Origin of the sequence: Chelatococcus sp. XZ-Ab1, assembly GCF_029309855.1 — a bacterium.
In the GTDB taxonomy this organism is placed as follows: domain Bacteria; phylum Pseudomonadota; class Alphaproteobacteria; order Rhizobiales; family Beijerinckiaceae; genus Chelatococcus_A; species Chelatococcus_A sambhunathii.
Window position 1 is genome coordinate 84,176 of the sequence record NZ_JARKII010000006.1, and the last position, 16,989, is coordinate 101,164.

Below are 16,989 nucleotides of genomic sequence, written 5' to 3' on the forward strand. Positions count from 1 at the left end.
CCCTGTTGCCGGGCATTTGCGCCGCCCTTCAGAGCGCCTTCTTCTGACGCTGCAGAACGACGGCCAGAACGATGATCACGCCTTGGATGGCCCCGTTGAGATAGGGACTCACCAGGTCGGTCAGATTGAGGATGTTCTGGATCAGGTTGAGGATGAGCACGCCCACCACCGTGCCCCAGACACGGCCGAAGCCACCCTTCAGCACCGTGCCGCCGATGATGACGGCAGCGATGGCCTCGAGCTCCCACAGGACGCCGGTTGCCGAGGAGGCGGAGCCGAGGCGCGGCACGTACATGATGGTGGCGAGGCCGACCAGCATGCCGAGCATGACATAGGTGGCGAGCCGCACGCGCTCCACATGCACGGCCGAGTAGCGCGCCACCTGCTCGTTGGAGCCGATGGCCGCGCAATGGCGGCCGAAGGCCGTGTGCCGCATCGCGATCTCGCCGGCGATGGCCACGACGAGGAAGACGATGATCGGCCACGAGACGCCGAGAATGCCGTCGTAATAGACCGGCCGGTAGACGTCCCGCACCTGGAAGTTCAGCGACAGCGTGCCACCGTCGGCGAGCCAGGTGATGAGCGAGCGGAAGATGCCCATGCTGCCGAGCGTGACGATGAAGGCCTCGATGCGCGCCCGCGTGATGAGCAGGCCGTTGCCGAGCCCGGCGAGGAAGCCGAAGACGAGCGCCGCCGCCATGCCGATGAGGATGACCGGCCAGCCGGCGCCGAGCGTGGGCACCAGCGCGTTCATGACGAGGATCATCAGCCCGGCGATGAAGGCTGCCATGGAGCCGACCGAGAGGTCGAGCCCGCCGGAAGTGATGACGAAGGTCATGCCCACCGCGATGATGCCGATGAAGGCTGAGCGGGCGAGCACGTTGGTGACGTTGCCGTAGCTGAGGAAGTTCGGGTTCAGCAGCACGCCGACGACGATGAGGACGGCAAGCGCGACGAGCGGACCGACGACATGCAGGTTGACAGCCGGACGGCGCGGCTTCCGCAACTCCTGCCGGGTGGTCGTCGCGTCAGCCATTGCCGTTCGCCCTCCTTGCCTCGAGGCCCATGGCGAGGCGCACGATGGCGTCCTCGTTGATGTCGGCGCCGCTCAGCGTGCCGGCGAGCCGCCCGGCGCGCATGACGCAGACTCGGGTGGCGAGGCCGATGATCTCCGCCATCTCGGACGAGACGAGAATGATGCTCTTGCCGGCCGCGGCGAGGCGCTGCACGAAACCGTAGATCTGCTGCTTGGTGCCGATGTCGATGCCGCGCGTCGGCTCGTCGATGATGACGATGTCCGGGTCAGCCAGCATGGTCTTGGCGAGCAGCAGCTTCTGCTGGTTGCCGCCGGAGAGGTTGCCGACGGGAATCTCGCGCAGCGGGGCACGGATGTCGAACTCGGCGATGGCCTTGTCGAGCGCCAGTTCCTCTGCCTTGCGGTCGATGAGGAAACGGCCGAAACGAGAGAGCGCGAGCAAGGTGAGGTTCGGACGCATGGCCAGATTGAGCAGGAGACCGCGCTCCTTGCGGTCCTCCGTGAGGTAGGCAATGCCGGCGCGGCGCGCTTCCTCGACGGAGCGGATCCGGACCGGGCGGCCCGCAAGCCTCACCGCGCCGTGCGCCGGCCTGAGGCCGACGAGCCCTTCCATCAGCTCCGTCCGCCCGGAGCCGACGAGGCCGGCGAAGCCCAGCACCTCGCCGCGCGCGAGGGTGAAGGACACGTCCTCGGCAAAGCCCTCGACGCTGAAATTCTCGACCGTCAGCACCGGCGCGGCGGAGGCCGGCTCGGCCCTCGCCGGAAAGAGGTTGGAGAGCTCGCGCCCCACCATGGCCTCGGCCATGGCGTCCTCGCTGAGGGCGCCGCGCGGCGCCGTCACCACATGGCGGCCGTCGCGCAGCACGGTCACCCGGTCGGCGAGCCGCGCCACCTCGTCGAGCTTGTGCGAGGTGTAGAGGATCGCCGCGCCCGCCGCCCTGAGGCGCTCGATCTGGCGAAAGAGCACCTCCGCCTCCTTGCGCGTCAGGACCGCCGTCGGCTCGTCCATGATGATGACGCGCGCCTTGCGCGACAGCGCCTTGGCGATCTCGACCATCTGCTTCTCTGGCACCGAGATATCGGCGACGATCGCCGCCGGGTCGACCGGCGTCTCGAGTTCGGCGAGCAGCGCCAGTGTCGTCTCGCGCATCGCACGATGGTCAAGGAAGGGGCCGCGCTTCAATTCACGCCCGAGGAAGATGTTCTGCTCGACGGAGAGCTGCCGGGCGAGGTTGAACTCCTGGTGGATGAGCACGACGCCGCGCTCCTCCGCCTCCTCGCTCGAGGAAAAGGCCACCGGCGCGCCATCGAGCAGCACCCTGCCCTTCGTCGGGGCGAGGTAGCCGGCCATGATCTTCATCATGGTCGACTTGCCGGCGCCGTTCTCGCCGATGAGGGCGTGCACCTCGCCGGGCTTCAGGTCGAAGTCGATGCCGAACAGCACCTCGACCGGCCCGAAGGCGCGGCCGACACCGGCGAGCGCCAGCACCGGCGCAGCAGCCGGGATGGGGGCAGCCGAGGCGGCGGGAGCAGCCACGGCCATCGCCTCAGAGCGTGACCCAGGCGGCGTTGCGTTTCGACGAGCGCACACAGGCCTCGATGAAGGCAACGCCGGCGACCCCATCCGCGACGGTGGGATAGACGACATCCGGCGGAATCGGGCGCCCCTCGCGGCGGGCAAGGATGGCGCGCGCTGCCTCGGCATAGATATTGGCGAAGCCTTCGAGGTAGCCCTCCGGATGGCCGGCCGGGGTGCGCGTCATGCGCTGCGCCGCCGCGCCGGCGCCCGCCCCGCCGCGGGTCAGCAGCGTCTTGGGCTTGCCGAAGGGCGTGAACCACAGGCGGTTCGGCTCCTCCTGGCACCATTCGATGCCGCCGCGCGTACCGTAGACACGCAGCTTGAGACCGTTTTCGTTGCCGGGCGCCACCTGGCTCGCCCACAGCATGCCCTTGGCGCCGCCGGCAAAGCGCATCAGTACATGGGCGTTGTCATCGAGCCGCCGCCCCTCGACGAAGCTGTCGAGATCGGCGCTCAGGCTCGTGAGCGTCAAGCCGGTAACGAAGGTGGCGAGGTTGAAGGCGTGGGTGCCGATGTCGCCGACGGCGCCCCCCGCACCAGAACGGGCCGGATCGGTGCGCCACTCGGCCTGCTTGGCGCCGGTGCGCTCTAGCGGCTCGGTCAGCCAGTCCTGCACATATTCCACCTGCACCAGGCGCAGGTCGCCCAACTCGCCGGCCGCGATCATCTCGCGCGCCTGCCGCACCATGGGGTAGCCGGTGTAGTTGTGCGTCAGGATGAACAGCGCGTCCGACTTCTCGGCTAGCGCGGCAAGGCGCCTGGCATCGGAGAGCGTCGCCGTCAGCGGCTTGTCGCAGATGACGTGAATGCCGCGTTTGAGGAACTCGCGCGCCGCCTCGTAATGCACATCGTTGGGCGTGACGATGGCGACCGCCTCGATGCCGTTCCTGAGGCGCTTCTCGCGCGCCGCCATCTCGCGGAAGCTGTCGTAGACGCGGTCCTCGGCGAGACCGAGGAGCCGGCCGGATTCACGCGCCCTGGCCGGGGTCGAGGACAGCGCGCCAGCGACCAGCTCGAACTCACCATCGAGCCGCGCGGCGATGCGGTGCACGGCGCCGATGAAGGCGTCCTTGCCGCCGCCGACCATGCCGAGGCGGATGCGCGCGGGCGCGCTCTCACGGGAGGCTTCGATCGCCATCGCTCACCTCTCCAGCCCGAGCATGCGGCGGTTGGCGGCATCATCCGTGCCGGCGCCGGCGAAATCGTCGAAAGCCTTCTCCGTCACGCGGATGATGTGGTGGCGGACGAATTCCGCGCCCTCGCGCGCCCCGTCCTCCGGGTGCTTCAGGGCGCATTCCCATTCGACGACGGCCCAGCCATCGAAGTCGTTGGCCGCCATCTTGGAGAAGATGGCCCCGAAATCGACCTGCCCGTCACCGGGAGAGCGGAAGCGTCCGGCCCGGTCCACCCAGTTCTGGTAGCCGGAATAGACGCCCTGCCTGCCGGTGGGGTTGAACTCCGCGTCCTTGACGTGGAACATCTTGATGCGGTCGCGGTAGATGTCGATGTTCTCGAGATAGTCGAGGCACTGCAGCACGTAGTGCGAGGGATCGTAGAGCATGTTGGCGCGCGGATGGCCGCCGACGCGCTCCAGGAACATCTCGAAGGTGATGCCGTCGTGCAGATCCTCGCCGGGGTGGATCTCGTAGCAGACGTCGATGCCGTTATCCTCGGCATGATCGAGGATGGGACGCCAGCGGCGGGCAAGCTCGTCGAAGGCAGCCTCGATCAGCCCCGCCGGGCGCTGCGGCCACGGATAGACGAAGGGCCAGGCGAGCGCGCCGGAGAAGGAGGCGAGCGTCGAGAGGCCAAGGTTGCGCGAGGCGGTGATCGCCTTCTTCACCTGCTCGACCGCCCATTCCTGCCGGGCCTTCGGATTGCCGCGCACGGCCGGCACCGCGAAACCATCGAAGGCTTCGTCATAGGCCGGGTGCACGGCGACAAGCTGGCCCTGCAGGTGTGTCGAGAGATCGGTGACGACGACGCCGTTCTCCCGCGCCTTGCCGGTGAATTCGGCGCAGTAGTCACGCGAGGCCGCGGCCTTGTCGAGGTCGAACAGGCGCGCGTCCCAGCTCGGCACCTGCACGCCGAGATAGCCGCAGTCGGCTGCCCAGCGGGTAATGGAATCCCAGGAGTTGAACGGGGCCGCGTCGCCGGCGAATTGGGCGAGGAAGAGCGCGGGGCCCTTGATCGTCTTCATCGTTTGTCCTCCCGAGGGCTCGTTGGCCCGGCAGGCGGTCGCTGCCGCCCGTTCTGTTGTAATCGGTTGCAACCAGTCATACGCTAGACTGTAATCGTTTACAAGCGCGTGCGCCGGTGGCCGAAAATGTGTTTGCCTTCCCCGGAAAAGGCGGACAAAAGGCAGCCAGGAGTTGAAGCGAATCCATGAACAAGCCCCTGCCGCGCATCCGGGATGTTGCCCTGGCTGCCGGCGTCTCCACCGCCACCGTCAGCCGCGCGCTGTCGCACCCCGAGCAGGTCTCCCGGGAGACGCGCGAGCGCGTCCTCGCCGCCATCGACGCCACCGGCTACACGATCAACCAGGCGGCGCGGAACCTCCGGCGCCGCCGCACCGGCGCCGTCGTCGTGCTGGTGCCGAACCTCGCCAATCCGTTCTTCTCCAAGATCCTTTCGGCCATCGCCGCCGAGATCGCGCCGATCGGCTACAACGTGCTCGTCGCCGACACGGCCCCGCAGGGGCAGGAGCGCGACGACGAGCGCATGCTCGGTTATCTCAGCAACAACCGCGCCGACGGGCTCATCCTGCTCGACGGCCACCTGCCCGACGAGCTGCGGCGGGATATCGGTGGCTCCGGCTCGCTGCCGCCGCTCGTCTTCGCCTGCGAGTGGATCGAAGGGCTCGCCACCCCTTCGGTGGTCATCGACAACGCCGCAGGAGCGCGCCTCGCCATCCGGCATCTCGCTGAACTGGGGCACCGGCGCATTGCGCACATCATGGGGCCGCCGACGAACGTCCTTACCGTCGAGCGCCGCCGCGGGACGCTGGAGGGGCTGGCGCAGGCCGGCATCCCGGCCCGCGAGGACTGGTTCCTGCCCGGCGATTTCACCATGGAGAGCGGTGCGGCCGCGGCGCACCGCTGGCTCGCCTGCGACGAGCGGCCGACGGGCGTCTTCTGCCAGAGCGACGAGATGGCCTTCGGCTTCATCTCGGAGCTGCATCGCAACGGCCTTTCCGTACCGCGTGACGTCTCCGTCGTCGGCTTCGACGACATCGAGACGGCATCCCGCTACGTCCCGGCGCTGACCACCGTGCACCAGCCGCGCGACGGCATCGGCACCACGGCGGCGCGCATGCTGCTCGCCCTCATGGCCAAAGACGACGAGGCTGCCGTCGCAGTGAATGCGGGGGAACGGCGGCTGCTGCCGGTCGAACTCGTGGTCAGGGAGAGCACCCGGGCCGTGGATTGAACCGGGCGAAAGTGAGGGCAGCAACCGCCGAGCGATGAGCGACCCGTCCCCCTCGCCCGCTTGCAGCGGGGCTAGAGGTGGGGGGAGCCTCCACATGATCGACGACACCCGTTGTCGTTGCTGACAATTCCGAGCGTCCTGCCGAGCGGCACCGCCTCCACCCTGACCCTTCCTACCACTTCGAGGGCGAGGGGATGGCCGTGGCGCCACGCGTCCTGGATGTCGATTAAGCTTCAACCCGTCTGCGCCCCCGGCAGGCGATGCGCCATGCTCCAGGCATGGCCGAAGGGATCGCGGATGCGGGCATAGCGGTCGCCCCAGAAAGCATCCTCCGGCGGCATGGTGACCGTTGCCCCCGCTGCCTGCGCCTTGGCCACCGCCTCGTCGCAATCGGGCACGTCGAGATGCAGAGTCACGGCTGTTCCGCCGATGACGGGCGGCGGGGCGACTTTTTTCTCGCCGCTCGCCTCGGTGCAGAACTCCGGAAAATGGTCGCAGAGATAGAGCTTGGTGCCGTGCACGAGGAGCTCCGCATGCATGAGGCGCCTGCCGTCCTCGGCCGGCATGCGCATCACCTCCTCGGCGCCGAAGGCGCGGCGGTAGAAGTCGATCGCCGCGGCGGCGCCGTCGACGACGAGATGCGGGACGAGTTTCTGCTGCCGGTCCATCCTCTTCTTCTCCCTCCGTCCGGTCTTTATGTCGCGCCACGGCCGTCTTGCCGGCCCTCGGCCCGGCGGCTATGAGCCGATTCAATCGCATTTGGGCAGGCCTGCGGCGATCTTGCCCATTGCTTTTTACGTTGATATCAACATTAATAAGTCATGTCAAAGACGGATGTGCCGGCCGAAACGATACTGCCTTTCGAGGTCACCCTGCACGTGCGCGACAACTGCCTGTGCCTGCACGTGCAGCGCGCGGCGCGCGCGCTGGCACGGCGCTTCGACGACGCTCTTCGCCCCGTGGGGCTGACGAGCGGGCAATTCTCGTTGCTGATGTCGCTCAACCGGCCCGAGCCGCCGAAGATCGGCCAGGTGTCCTCCCTGCTCGCCATGGATCGCACGACGCTGACGGCGAACCTGAAGCCGCTGGAGCGACGGGGGCTTCTCACCGTGAGCGTCGACCCCGACGACAAGCGCAGCCGTCGCCTGAGCCTCACCGACGACGGCCGGCGTGTGCTGGCCGCGGCCTATCCCTACTGGCAGGAGTGCCAAAAGAAGCTCGCCAGCCGCGTCCCCGGCGACGAGGCGGCACGGCTGCTGGCGGACCTGCAGGCGCTGTCATAAGGATTGGCAGTCGGCAGTCGGGCGGATTGCAGGCCGCTGCAACCCTGAGCAACCTCTTCCGATAGCCCTCTTCCGACTGCCGGCTGCCGGCTGCCGGCTGCCCTACTCCCGATTGCCCCGATAGACCTCGAACCAGCCGAGACCGTCCAAGGTCCCGGCGCGCGGGCGGTACTCGCAGCCCACGAAGCCGGTGTAGCCAAGGCGGTCAAGCTCGCCGAAGAGGAAGGGATAGTTCAATTCCCCCCCGTCCGGCTCGTTGCGCGAGGGCACGCTGGCGATCTGGATGTGGCCCGTCACCGGCAGGAGCGCGCGCAGCGCCATGGTGACATCGCCGTGCATGATCTGCCGATGGTAGATGTCGAACTGAAGCTTCACGTTGGGCTGCCCGAGCGCCTCGATGAGAGCGACGGCGCGGCCGAAGTCGTTGAGGAAATAGCCGGGCATGTCGCGGCCGTTGATGGGCTCGAGCATGAGGTCGATGCCCTGCTCGCCGAGCCGGTCGGCGGCGAAGGCGACGGCATCGCGGTAGCGCGCCGCGGCCGCGGGATCGGCGGCATCGGCGAGGCCGCTCATGAGATGCAGGCGCTTCACGCCCGTCGCGGCGGCATAGCGCAGCGCCGTATCAATCGAGGCAAGGAACGCCTCCTCCCGGCCCGCCAAGGCCGCGATGCCCCGCTCGCCCTTGCCCCAGTCGCCGGGCGGGCAGTTGAACAGGGCCTGCGTCAGGCCGTTGTCGGTGAGCGCCCGCGCGACATCCTCCGGCGCGTGCTCATAGGGAAACAGATATTCGACGGCCTCGAAGCCCGCATCGGCCGCCGCCTTGAAGCGGTCGAGGAACGACCATTCGTTGAACATCATGGAGAGATTGGCGGCAAAGCGCGGCATGGCGGCCTCGTGCGTTCGCGGTTCAGAAGGTCAGGACTTTTTGGCAGGCAGCGTCACGCCCGCGGTCTGCGCATAAAAGCGGGCGACGGAGGAATCGTCGTCGCGGCCCATACCGGCGGCCGAGGTCATGGTGAAGAGCTGCAGGGCCGTGGCCGCGACGGGCACCGGGAAATTGCTGGCCCGACTCATGTCCATGACGATGCCGAGGTCCTTGGTGAAGATGTCGACGGCCGAGAGCGGCGTGTAGTCGCCCTCGAGGATGTGCGGCACCCGGTTCTCGAACATCCAGGAATTGCCCGCCGCGCCCGTGATCACCTCGTAGACCTTGCGGATATCGAGGCCGAGCCTGGCCGCGAAGGTGATGGCCTCGCAGGCGGCGGCGATATGCACGCCGGCGAGCAGCTGGTTGACCATCTTGAAGGCGGCCGCCGTGCCGGCCTCGTCGCCGAGCTCGTGCACCGTCCCGGCCACCGCGGCGAGCGCCGGACGGGCCCTCGTCATGGCCGCGGGCGTGCCGGAGGCGAGCACCGTCAGGGCGCCGTCCGCGGCCTTCTTCGCCCCGCCGCTGATCGGGGCATCGAGATAGTGACGCCGCATCGCGGCGACGCGGGCCGCGAGGGCGCGCGCCGCCTCCGGCGCCATGGTGGCGCAGGACACGAACACCGCGCCTTCCGGCAGGGCGGCGGCGGCGCCTTCCGCGCCGAAGAGCACGTCCTCGGTCTGGGCGGCATTGACGACGACCGAGAAGAGCGCATCCGCCCCTTCGGCCGCGGCGGCCGGCGTTGCAGCTGCACGCCCTCCGGCGGCAACGAGCCGCTGCATGGCCTCCCCCGACAGGTCGAAGCCGGCGACGTCAAACCCGGCGCGGACGAGCGATGCAGCCATGCCGAAGCCCATGGCACCAAGGCCGACCACGCCGACGCGCCCCTTCTTCGTCTCCTCCAGCGTCATAAGATGCCTCCCGATACGGCTTGCAGCACCCGACTTGTGCAAGCGCTGTCAACGAAGCATTATAATGGATGACAGCGCTTGCATAGATGCTATCTTGCGCCACTCTACCTGCGCCGGGGCCTGCCATGACCATCCGCCACGAGACCGCGCCGATGCCCGCCTCCCCGTTGCGTCTCGCCGAGGTGGCCGCGCGGGCCGGCGTCAGCGAAAGCACCGTCTCGCGCGTGCTGCGCAACATCGGGCCGATCGCGGAGGCAACGCGCGTCGCCGTGCTGAAGGCCGCCGAGGAGCTCGGCTACGTGCCCAACCGCCTCGCCGGGGCGCTCGCTTCGACGGGCAGCGCCCTCGTCGGTGTCGTGGTGCCCTCGCTCGACAACATCGTCTTCGCCGAAGTGCTGCGCGGCGTCACCGAAAGGCTGGAGGAAGCGGGGCTTCAGGCCGTCATCGGCGTCACGGGCTACGATCTCGCGCGCGAGGAGCGCATCGTCTCGGCGCTGCTTGCCTGGCGGCCGCGCGGCCTCGTCATCGCCGGGATCGACCACACGCCGCGCCTGCGCGATCTGCTCGCCGCCAACGGCACGGCCGTCGTCGAGATGATGGACATCGACGGCGCCGAGCCGGCGCTCGACCGGCGCGTCGGCCTCTCGCACGGAGCGGCGGGCGCGGCCATGGCGGCGCATCTTCTTGCGCGTGGCTATCGCCGCTTCGGCTATGTGGGTCACGATATCTCGCGGGACATCCGGGCGCGCAAGCGCCTCGACGGCTTTGTTGCAGAACTCGCCCGGCGCGGGGTCGCGCTCGTCGCCGAGGAGATGGTGGCCGGCCCCTCCTCCGTCGCCGCCGGCCGTCGCGGGCTCGCCACGCTCCTTGCCGCCCATCGCGACCTCGACGCTGTCTATTTCTCCAACGACGACATGGCGGTGGGCGGCTATTTCCACTGCGAGGCCAACGGCCTCCGCATGCCGGACGACCTCGCCATCGCCGGCTTCAACGGCCTCGACATCGGCCAGGAGCTGCCCCGGCGGCTCACCACCGTGCGCTCGCCGCGCTACCGCATCGGTCAACTGGCGGCCGAACAGATCCTGACACGGCAGGGGGCGGCGGAGGCAGCGGCGAAACCCGCGACCATCGATGTCGGTTTCGAGCTCATCGCCGGGGAGACGGCGTAAGCCTCACCGGCCACGACAAGAGAGGAAAATCCCATGCTTCTCGGCTGCATTGCCGACGACTTCACCGGCGCGAGCGACCTCGCCAATACGCTCGCCAAAGGCGGCATGCGCACCACACAGTTCATCGGCGTGCCGGCGGAACCGGCGGCGGGCGACTGCGAGGCCGGCGTCGTGGCGCTGAAGAGCCGCTCCATTCCCGCCGCCGCGGCCGTGGCGCAGTCGCTCGCCGCGCTCGAATGGCTGCGGCAGCAGGGCTGTCGGCAATTCCTCTTCAAATATTGCTCGACCTTCGATTCCACGCCCCAGGGCAATATCGGCCCGGTGGGCGAGGCGCTCGCGGAGGCGCTCGGCACCAGGGGCGCCGTCGCCTGCCCGGCCTTTCCCACCACGGGGCGCACGATCTACCAGGGCCACCTGTTCGTGAAGGACCGGCTCCTGTCCGAATCCGGCATGGAGAAGCACCCGCTCACCCCGATGACGGACCCGGACCTTCGGCGCTTCCTTGCCCTGCAGACGAAGACGCCGGTCGGCCACGTGCCGTGGGCGACCGTCGATGCGGGCCCTGACGCGGTCAAGACGGCCCTGAAGGAGGCGGCGGGGCGCGGCGAGACCCTCGTCATCATCGACGCGATCAGCGATGCCGATCTCTTCACCATCGGCGCGGCGCTCGCCGAGGCGCCGCTCGTCACCGGCGGCTCGGGCATCGCGCTCGGCCTGCCCGAGAACTTCCGCAAGGCCGGTCTCCTCTCCGGCAAGGGCTCGGCCTTCACGCCCGTCGACGGCCCGACCGTCGTGCTGGCAGGCAGCTGCTCGGGCGCGACGCGCGAGCAGGTGAGGCGCCATGCCGCGCAGCACCCCGGCCTCGCGCTCGAGATCGACAAGATCATGAGCGGCACCCTGACGCCGGACCAGGCCGCCTTCTTCCTGATGGAGCGCATCCGCCTCACGCCGATCTGCTATTCCACGGCCACGCCCGAGGAGGTGAAGGCGGTGCAGGACCGCTACGGCCGCGAGGCGGTGGCCGAGGCGATCGAGGGCTTCTTCGGGGAACTCGCCGTCACCCTCAACAACCGCGGCGTCAACCGCATCATCGTCGCCGGCGGAGAGACGTCGGGTGCCGTCGTCAGCGCGCTCGAGATCGACCGGCTCGACATCGGGCCGGAGATCGACCCCGGGGTGCCGGCGCTGTCCGGCTCGCGCAACGGGCCGCTGGCGCTGGCGCTCAAGTCCGGCAACTTCGGCGCGGCGGACTTCTTCGACAAGGCGGCGGCCGTCCTCGCCGGCAAGGGCGTGGGAGGTATGGGCACAGAAGACAAGAGCGCGGGAGGTGCGGCATGAGCGAGGCGAAACTGCGCGAGGAGATCGTCCGCTTCGCCCGCTCGCTCTTCGAGCGCGGGCTCACCCCCGGCTCGTCCGGCAACATCTCGGTGAGGCTCGACGACGGCGGCTGGCTGGTGACGCCGACCAATGCCTCCCTCGGCTTCCTCGATCCTGCCCGCATCTCGCGTCTCGACGCGGACGGGCGCCTCGTGGGCGGCGATGCGCCGACCAAGGAGATCCCACTGCACGCTGCACTCTACGAGACGCGCGGCAGCGCCCGCGCCATCGTGCACCTGCATTCGACCCATTCCGTCGCGGTGTCCATGCTGCCGGAGATCGATGCCAACAACGTCCTGCCGCCGCTCACCGCCTATTCGGTGATGCGCGTCGGCCGCACGGCGCTGGTGCCCTACTACCGCCCCGGCGATCCGGCGGTGGCGGACGCCATCCGCGGTCTGGCCGGCCGCTACAGCGCGGTGCTGCTCGCCAACCACGGCCCGGTGGTGGCGGGCGACACGCTGGAGGCGGCCGTCTACGCCACGGAGGAGCTGGAGGAGACGGCGAAGCTCCACCTGCTGACACGCGGCCTCAACCCGCGCCTGCTCTCGCCGGCGCAGGTCCAGGACCTCGTCGCGCATTTCAAGCTGGAACCATGGCCCGAGGACGAACACGGGCACGGTCACGACCACTGACCCGTCTCAGGCCCTGCGGACCGCGCGCGCTCTCGTCTCGCGGCCGCGGCCGAAATCGGCCAGCTTCGTCTCGAGACGCCGCGCCTCCTCGTGTAGGAGCGCCGCGACCTCTGCCCGCCGGGCCTCGCCGAGGCGGCTCTCAATGGCCGCGACGCTCAGCGCGCCCACGGGCTGGCCTGCGGCATCGCGCACGGCGACGCCCATGCCCCAGGAGCCCTGCATCAGCAGGCCCGGATTGAGCGCATAACCGGCGGCCCGCGTCTCGGCCACGCTCGTGCGCAGCATCTCCGGCGTGAAGCGCGGGTAGCGCTCGGTCATGACCGCGCTGTTGGCGGCGATCACAGCCTCGACATCCTCGTCCGGCAGTGCCGCCAGGATGGCGAGCGAGCCGGAGCCGACGCCGAGCGGGTGCCGGTCGCCCGGCATCAGCACATGGGTGCGGATGGGGAAGGCCCCCTCCTCCCGGTGCAGGCAGATGGCGTAGTTCTCGCGGCGGATCGAGACGAAGGCCGTGTCCTCCGTGCGGGCGGCGAGCCGCGCCACGCCCTCGAGCGACAGGCGATGCAGGCCGAAGCGCTCCTCCGCCAGGGTGCCGAGCACGTAGCTCTCGGGTCCGAGGTGATAGCGCCCGCCGGTTTCTTCCTGTTCGACGAGACCGGCACGCATGAGCGAGAGCAGCAGGCGGCGGACGGTCGGCTTGTTGAGCCCGCTCTCGGCCACGAGATCGGCCAGACGCGCGCCCTCCCGGCGACGGGCGCCGACCATCATGAGCAGCGCGAGCGCCCGATCGACGCTCTGCGCCCCTTCGGCCTTGCCGTTCGACGCATGATCCATACTGCGGATCATCCTGAACTCCCGCCCCACCCGGAAAGGCGACGAGATTAGCGCCGATTGCGTGCGAGACAACCGAGCATGCTTGAAGTGCGATGCCCGCGGTTCACATATCGGACCACGCAACGACACGCGGCCCGAATATCCACACCCGGCGCATCCCTTCGCCGCGACGCATCGGGGCCATATTGGGCTACCATCGTGCGAATCGCGGCCTGAGACGGGAGCGAAACGCCATGAATGTCCGCTGGTTGATGCTCGGCGTTGCCGCGGCGATGGTCGGCACGGCGGCCATGGCCCGCCCCGGGAACGTGGTGGCGGGTCATGCCCTGGCACAGAAGCACTGCGGCGCTTGCCACGCCCTCGACAAGACGGGCAAGAGCCCCAAGCCGGAGGCGCCGCCCTTCCGCACGCTGCACGAGCGCTATCCGGTCGAGGGCCTCGAGGAGGCGCTCGCCGAGGGCATGGTGACCCTGCATCCCGACATGCCCGAGATCACCTTCGCGCCCGACGACATCGACGATTTCATCGCCTACCTGAAGTCGCTGGAGAAATAGCCTATCGGCCGGTGAAGCGGGGTGCCCGCTTGGCGACGAAGGCGCTGACGCCTTCGGCGAAATCCGCGCTCGCGGCGCAGGTCGTAAAGGCGGAGGCCTCCTCGGCGAGCTGCGCGGGCAGGTCCCTGTCGAGCGAGGTGCGCATCAGCCGCTTGATCCTAGCGTAGGCGAGCGCCGGCCCGGCTGCAAGGCGGGTGGCGAGCGCCTCCGTCTCCGCCTCGAGCCGCTCGCGCGGCACGACGCGGTTGACGAGGTTGAGGCGCAGCGCTTCGGTGGCGTCGACGGTATCGGCGAGCAGCGCCAGCTCAAGCGCCTTGCGCAACCCGACGACGCGCGGCAGGGACCAAGTGGCCGAGCCGTCCGGGCTCGCGCCGATGCGGGCATAAGCGAGCGTAAACTGCGCGTCGTCGGCGGCGATGGCGAGATCGGCCAGCAGCGCGATGCTGAGCCCGGCTCCGGCCACCGGGCCGTGCAGGCTGGCGATGACGGGCTTGGGCATCTCGGCGAGGCGCGCAACCGCCTCGTGAAACGGTTCGATCAGCCGCTGCACCAGCGCCGGCGCCTCAGGCCCCGCGGCATGGAAACGGCTGACATCGCCGCCGGCCATGAAGCCGCGGCCCTCGCCGGAGATGACGACGACCCGCACGCGCTCGTCGCGGGCCGCCGTCTCCACCGCCGCGCGCAGGGCGGCGACCATGGCCTCGTCGAGCGCGTTGAGCACCTGCGGCCTGTTGAAGCGGATGGAGGCGATGCCCTCCGCCCGCGCGAAGATGATGGGGCTGTCGTCCACGCAGGTCCTCCCGGATCGTTCGCGGCAGAATGGCGGCTGGCGGGCGCCGGCGCAATCGCCGTTCGGTCCCGGTGGTCTATTCGGCCACGCGTGTGCCGTCGGCGTTGAAGGTCTTCAGGTAGGCGACGAGGTCGTCGACCTCCTGCTCCTTCTTGAGGCCGGCGAAGACCATCTTCGTGCCCGGGATTTTGGCCCGCGGATCGGCGATGTATTCGCGAAAATTGGCTTCGTCCCAGACGATGCCGGACGCCTTGTTGGCTTCGGAATAGCTGTAGCCGGGCGCCGTGCCCGCGGTGCGGCCGAAGAGCCCGTTCAATTCCGGTCCGACGACGTTCTTCGCCTTCTCGCCGACCTGATGGCAGGCCCGGCACTTGAGGAAGACGCGCTCGCCAGCCTTGGCGTCGCCAGCGGCGGCGGCCGGCGACAAGGTGGTAACGAGAATGGCGATTGCGAGCAGCGGCTTGAGAATCATCGAACGCTCCTTCCATCGGCAAACGGGCGCCGTTATGGCCCGAATGCCGCAGAAGGAGGCGACGACTCTTCGTCGCGGGGCTCAGCCCTTGGCCAGGAAGGCGGCGACGTCCGCCACCCGCGGCATGGGCGCGACGGCGCCATGGCCGAGCGTGGAGAGCGCCGCGGCGGCATTGCCATAGGCAGCAGCCGCAAAGGGATCACCCGAGCGCAGCCATGCGGCCAGAAAGGCGCCGTCGAAAGTGTCGCCCGCGCCGGTCGCGTCCACCGCCTTGACCGGCCGGCCCGCGATCAAGCGCCGCTCGCCCGGCACGGCGACCATGGTGCCGTCCTTGCCGAGCGTGAGCGCGACGATGCGCGCGCCGCCCTTGAGATAGAAATCGCAGATGTCCTCCGGCCGGTCGAGCCCGGTGAGCTGGCGGGCATCGTCGAGGCCCGGCAGGACGATGTCGGCGAGTTGCGCCGTCGCGTTGATGACGGCGCGTGCCCTGTCGAGCGGCCACAGACGCAGGCGCAGGTTGGTGTCGTAGCTGACAGCCACGCCCTTCTCGCGGGCATGGCGCACCGCCGCGAAACAGGTGTCGCACGCCTCGACCGAGATCGCCTGGCTGATGCCGGAGATGTGGAGGACGCGGCTTGAACCGATTAGATCGAGAGGCAAAAGAGAAGGGCGGACGAGGCTCGCGGCGGATCCGGCGCGATAATAGCTGAACTCGTGCCCGTCCGGGCCGTAGCTGATGAAGTAGATGCCGGTGCGCTCGCCGGCCATGGTGATGACGGAGGAGCGATCGACCCCCTCCTCGTCCCACAGCTTCAGGAAGTCGCGCCCGAAGGCGTCGTCGCCGACGGCAGTGAAGACCGCCGTCTTCGCCCCGAGCCGGGCCGCCGCGATGGCGACATTCGAGGTGTCGCCGCCGAAACCGGGCAGGTAGTGCCGCCGCGAATCGTCGAGCTGGGCGAATTCCATCAGGGGTTCGCCGAATGCCAGAATATCGAAGGCAGCCATCAGGGGGTCTCCGGTTGCTCGTCGCCGGCTGTCTAGACCATGGCGTCCGAAAGTGTAAGCGGTTTTCGCCTCAGCGCAGGGCCTCGCGCCGGATCAGAAGATCCGCCGCCGTCGCCGCTGCGATGACGGCCGGCGCCTTGCCCGCGATGCCGGGAATGCCGATGGGGCAGACGAGGCGGGCGATGGCGGTTTCATCGAGCCCGGCCTGGGCGAGCTGGCTGACGAAACGCGCCTTCTTGGTCGCGCTGCCGATGAGGCCGACGTAGGAAATGTCTGCCCGCCGCAGGGCCGCTGCCACGACGGCGAGGTCGAGCGCGTGGTCATGCGTCATGACGAGGACGAAAGCGCCGGCCGGCGCGGCGGCGAACTCTTCGGCAGGATCCGAGAAGACGGCCGGCGTCGCATTGGCCGGGATGTGGGCCGGGAAGGCGTCGGGGCGTGCATCGAGCCAGCGGACGGCGAACGGCAGCGGCGCGAGCGCCAGGACGAGCGCGCGCCCAACATGGCCGGCACCGAAGAGGAGTAGTGGCGTCGCCTGGTCCTCGTAACGCTCGCGCCAGCCGCCGGCCGGGGTCTCCCCGCCGATGCGCCGCACGATGCGCCCGGAGGCGTCGCGAGCCGCCGAGACCGTGAACGGCCCCTCCGTCTCCGCGGTGGCCAAGGCCGCGAGTTCATCCGCATCCTCGCGCCCGAACACCTCGACATGGACGGCGACCCGCCCGCCGCAGCACTGGCCGAGATCGGGGCCGAGCGCCATGTCGAGCCGCGTCAGGGCTCGCCGGCCGGCCGCCATGGCCCGGCGCGCCTCGGCGAGCGCCTCCCATTCGAGCCGGCCGCCCCCGATCGTGCCGTGAAAGGCGCCGTCCGGCCGCACCACCATGCGGGCACCGGCCTCGCGCGGCGCGGAGCCCTTGACGTCGGCGAGGGTGACGAGCGCCCCACGCCCATGGGCGCGCACGAAATCCCGCAATGTCCGCCAAATGGGCATCT

General features: G+C 69.4%; 18 protein-coding genes. 6 read left to right on the plus strand and 12 right to left on the minus strand.

Features of this window, described 5'->3' with window-relative positions:
- Positions 1 to 28 precede the first annotated feature (28 nt).
- From P2T65_RS10060 to P2T65_RS10075, 4 genes are read right to left on the minus strand one after another with little or no spacing between them, the layout of a single operon-like run.
- A complete protein-coding gene (locus tag P2T65_RS10060) occupies positions 29 to 1,036 on the minus strand; it encodes an ABC transporter permease (RefSeq protein WP_063187855.1) in 1,008 nt (335 codons plus the stop codon).
- Positions 1,029 to 2,579, minus strand: a complete 1,551-nt coding sequence (locus P2T65_RS10065) for a sugar ABC transporter ATP-binding protein (RefSeq protein ID WP_276199711.1) — start codon at positions 2,577 to 2,579, stop codon at positions 1,029 to 1,031. Before P2T65_RS10065 ends, P2T65_RS10060 begins: the two co-directional genes overlap by 8 nt.
- Before the next feature lie 4 nt (positions 2,580 to 2,583).
- Positions 2,584 to 3,753 carry a Gfo/Idh/MocA family oxidoreductase gene (locus tag P2T65_RS10070; protein WP_071923585.1) on the minus strand — a complete coding sequence of 390 codons (1,170 nt, stop codon included), beginning with the start codon at positions 3,751 to 3,753 and terminating at the stop codon, positions 2,584 to 2,586.
- 3 nt (positions 3,754 to 3,756) lie between these two features.
- Positions 3,757 to 4,815 (minus strand): sugar phosphate isomerase/epimerase, encoded by a 1,059-nt coding sequence (locus P2T65_RS10075; RefSeq protein ID WP_055459063.1) that lies wholly within the window; start codon positions 4,813 to 4,815, stop codon positions 3,757 to 3,759.
- Between the two features lie 185 nt (positions 4,816 to 5,000).
- On the opposite strand from P2T65_RS10075, the gene P2T65_RS10080 reads away from it, so the two are divergent.
- Positions 5,001 to 6,044: a LacI family DNA-binding transcriptional regulator gene (locus P2T65_RS10080; protein ID WP_055459064.1), complete on the plus strand. Its 1,044-nt coding sequence runs from the start codon at positions 5,001 to 5,003 to the stop codon at positions 6,042 to 6,044.
- A 233-nt stretch (positions 6,045 to 6,277) separates the two neighbouring features.
- On the opposite strand, the gene P2T65_RS10085 is transcribed toward P2T65_RS10080, so the two are convergent.
- Positions 6,278 to 6,712, minus strand: a complete 435-nt coding sequence (locus tag P2T65_RS10085; RefSeq protein ID WP_055459065.1) for a VOC family protein — start codon at positions 6,710 to 6,712, stop codon at positions 6,278 to 6,280.
- Between the two features lie 153 nt (positions 6,713 to 6,865).
- On the opposite strand from P2T65_RS10085, the gene P2T65_RS10090 reads away from it, so the two are divergent.
- The gene (locus tag P2T65_RS10090) at positions 6,866 to 7,327 is read left to right on the plus strand and encodes a MarR family winged helix-turn-helix transcriptional regulator (protein ID WP_055459066.1); all 462 of its coding nucleotides are present in this window, start codon (positions 6,866 to 6,868) and stop codon (positions 7,325 to 7,327) included.
- A gap of 102 nt (positions 7,328 to 7,429) precedes the next feature.
- Here the strand turns inward: P2T65_RS10090 and otnI are convergent, their stop codons facing one another.
- Positions 7,430 to 8,212: a 2-oxo-tetronate isomerase gene (gene otnI, locus P2T65_RS10095; protein WP_276199712.1), complete on the minus strand. Its 783-nt coding sequence runs from the start codon at positions 8,210 to 8,212 to the stop codon at positions 7,430 to 7,432.
- A gap of 30 nt (positions 8,213 to 8,242) precedes the next feature.
- Positions 8,243 to 9,163 carry an L-threonate dehydrogenase gene (gene ltnD, locus P2T65_RS10100; protein WP_055459068.1) on the minus strand — a complete coding sequence of 307 codons (921 nt, stop codon included), beginning with the start codon at positions 9,161 to 9,163 and terminating at the stop codon, positions 8,243 to 8,245.
- A 125-nt stretch (positions 9,164 to 9,288) separates the two neighbouring features.
- Between ltnD and P2T65_RS10105 the strand changes: the two genes are divergently transcribed.
- From P2T65_RS10105 to P2T65_RS10115, 3 genes are read left to right on the plus strand one after another with little or no spacing between them, the layout of a single operon-like run.
- Positions 9,289 to 10,332 carry a LacI family DNA-binding transcriptional regulator gene (locus P2T65_RS10105; RefSeq protein WP_276199713.1) on the plus strand — a complete coding sequence of 348 codons (1,044 nt, stop codon included), beginning with the start codon at positions 9,289 to 9,291 and terminating at the stop codon, positions 10,330 to 10,332.
- Between the two features lie 33 nt (positions 10,333 to 10,365).
- The gene (otnK, locus tag P2T65_RS10110; RefSeq protein ID WP_276199714.1) at positions 10,366 to 11,670 is read left to right on the plus strand and encodes a 3-oxo-tetronate kinase; all 1,305 of its coding nucleotides are present in this window, start codon (positions 10,366 to 10,368) and stop codon (positions 11,668 to 11,670) included.
- Complete coding sequence (locus tag P2T65_RS10115; RefSeq protein WP_276199715.1) at positions 11,667 to 12,344, plus strand: aldolase; 678 nt, start codon at positions 11,667 to 11,669, stop codon at positions 12,342 to 12,344. The genes otnK and P2T65_RS10115 overlap by 4 nt, the downstream gene beginning before the upstream one ends.
- A 6-nt stretch (positions 12,345 to 12,350) precedes the next feature.
- Here P2T65_RS10115 and P2T65_RS10120 read toward each other — a convergent pair whose 3' ends face one another.
- Complete coding sequence (locus P2T65_RS10120) at positions 12,351 to 13,190, minus strand: IclR family transcriptional regulator (protein WP_276199716.1); 840 nt, start codon at positions 13,188 to 13,190, stop codon at positions 12,351 to 12,353.
- 221 nt (positions 13,191 to 13,411) lie between these two features.
- On the opposite strand from P2T65_RS10120, the gene P2T65_RS10125 reads away from it, so the two are divergent.
- Positions 13,412 to 13,732, plus strand: a complete 321-nt coding sequence (locus tag P2T65_RS10125) for a cytochrome c (protein WP_055459073.1) — start codon at positions 13,412 to 13,414, stop codon at positions 13,730 to 13,732.
- 1 nt (position 13,733) lies between these two features.
- On the opposite strand, the gene P2T65_RS10130 is transcribed toward P2T65_RS10125, so the two are convergent.
- The 4 genes from P2T65_RS10130 to xdhC all read right to left on the minus strand — a co-directional run bounded on the left by P2T65_RS10130 (position 13,734) and on the right by xdhC (position 16,987).
- Positions 13,734 to 14,522 carry an enoyl-CoA hydratase-related protein gene (locus tag P2T65_RS10130; protein ID WP_055459074.1) on the minus strand — a complete coding sequence of 263 codons (789 nt, stop codon included), beginning with the start codon at positions 14,520 to 14,522 and terminating at the stop codon, positions 13,734 to 13,736.
- Between the two features lie 76 nt (positions 14,523 to 14,598).
- Positions 14,599 to 14,994, minus strand: a complete 396-nt coding sequence (locus P2T65_RS10135; RefSeq protein WP_055459075.1) for a cytochrome c family protein — start codon at positions 14,992 to 14,994, stop codon at positions 14,599 to 14,601.
- An 81-nt stretch (positions 14,995 to 15,075) separates the two neighbouring features.
- A complete protein-coding gene (locus P2T65_RS10140; RefSeq protein WP_055459076.1) occupies positions 15,076 to 15,999 on the minus strand; it encodes a sugar kinase in 924 nt (307 codons plus the stop codon).
- A 70-nt stretch (positions 16,000 to 16,069) separates the two neighbouring features.
- A complete protein-coding gene (gene xdhC, locus P2T65_RS10145) occupies positions 16,070 to 16,987 on the minus strand; it encodes a xanthine dehydrogenase accessory protein XdhC (protein ID WP_055459077.1) in 918 nt (305 codons plus the stop codon).
- Between the last annotated feature and the right edge of the window lie 2 nt (positions 16,988 to 16,989).

What these genes read in the sequence shown, in the direction of transcription:
- P2T65_RS10060 (WP_063187855.1), bottom strand. Translation starts at nt 1,036, where the DNA reads ATGGCTGACGCGACGACCACCCGGCAGGAGTTGCGGAAGCCGCGCCGT.
- P2T65_RS10065 (WP_276199711.1), bottom strand. Translation starts at nt 2,579, where the DNA reads ATGGCCGTGGCTGCTCCCGCCGCCTCGGCTGCCCCCATCCCGGCTGCT.
- P2T65_RS10070 (WP_071923585.1), bottom strand. Translation starts at nt 3,753, where the DNA reads ATGGCGATCGAAGCCTCCCGTGAGAGCGCGCCCGCGCGCATCCGCCTC.
- P2T65_RS10075 (WP_055459063.1), bottom strand. Translation starts at nt 4,815, where the DNA reads ATGAAGACGATCAAGGGCCCCGCGCTCTTCCTCGCCCAATTCGCCGGC.
- P2T65_RS10080 (WP_055459064.1), top strand. Translation starts at nt 5,001, where the DNA reads ATGAACAAGCCCCTGCCGCGCATCCGGGATGTTGCCCTGGCTGCCGGC.
- P2T65_RS10085 (WP_055459065.1), bottom strand. Translation starts at nt 6,712, where the DNA reads ATGGACCGGCAGCAGAAACTCGTCCCGCATCTCGTCGTCGACGGCGCC.
- P2T65_RS10090 (WP_055459066.1), top strand. Translation starts at nt 6,866, where the DNA reads ATGTCAAAGACGGATGTGCCGGCCGAAACGATACTGCCTTTCGAGGTC.
- otnI (WP_276199712.1), bottom strand. Translation starts at nt 8,212, where the DNA reads ATGCCGCGCTTTGCCGCCAATCTCTCCATGATGTTCAACGAATGGTCG.
- ltnD (WP_055459068.1), bottom strand. Translation starts at nt 9,163, where the DNA reads ATGACGCTGGAGGAGACGAAGAAGGGGCGCGTCGGCGTGGTCGGCCTT.
- P2T65_RS10105 (WP_276199713.1), top strand. Translation starts at nt 9,289, where the DNA reads ATGACCATCCGCCACGAGACCGCGCCGATGCCCGCCTCCCCGTTGCGT.
- otnK (WP_276199714.1), top strand. Translation starts at nt 10,366, where the DNA reads ATGCTTCTCGGCTGCATTGCCGACGACTTCACCGGCGCGAGCGACCTC.
- P2T65_RS10115 (WP_276199715.1), top strand. Translation starts at nt 11,667, where the DNA reads ATGAGCGAGGCGAAACTGCGCGAGGAGATCGTCCGCTTCGCCCGCTCG.
- P2T65_RS10120 (WP_276199716.1), bottom strand. Translation starts at nt 13,190, where the DNA reads ATGATCCGCAGTATGGATCATGCGTCGAACGGCAAGGCCGAAGGGGCG.
- P2T65_RS10125 (WP_055459073.1), top strand. Translation starts at nt 13,412, where the DNA reads ATGAATGTCCGCTGGTTGATGCTCGGCGTTGCCGCGGCGATGGTCGGC.
- P2T65_RS10135 (WP_055459075.1), bottom strand. Translation starts at nt 14,994, where the DNA reads ATGATTCTCAAGCCGCTGCTCGCAATCGCCATTCTCGTTACCACCTTG.
- P2T65_RS10140 (WP_055459076.1), bottom strand. Translation starts at nt 15,999, where the DNA reads ATGGCTGCCTTCGATATTCTGGCATTCGGCGAACCCCTGATGGAATTC.
- xdhC (WP_055459077.1), bottom strand. Translation starts at nt 16,987, where the DNA reads ATGCCCATTTGGCGGACATTGCGGGATTTCGTGCGCGCCCATGGGCGT.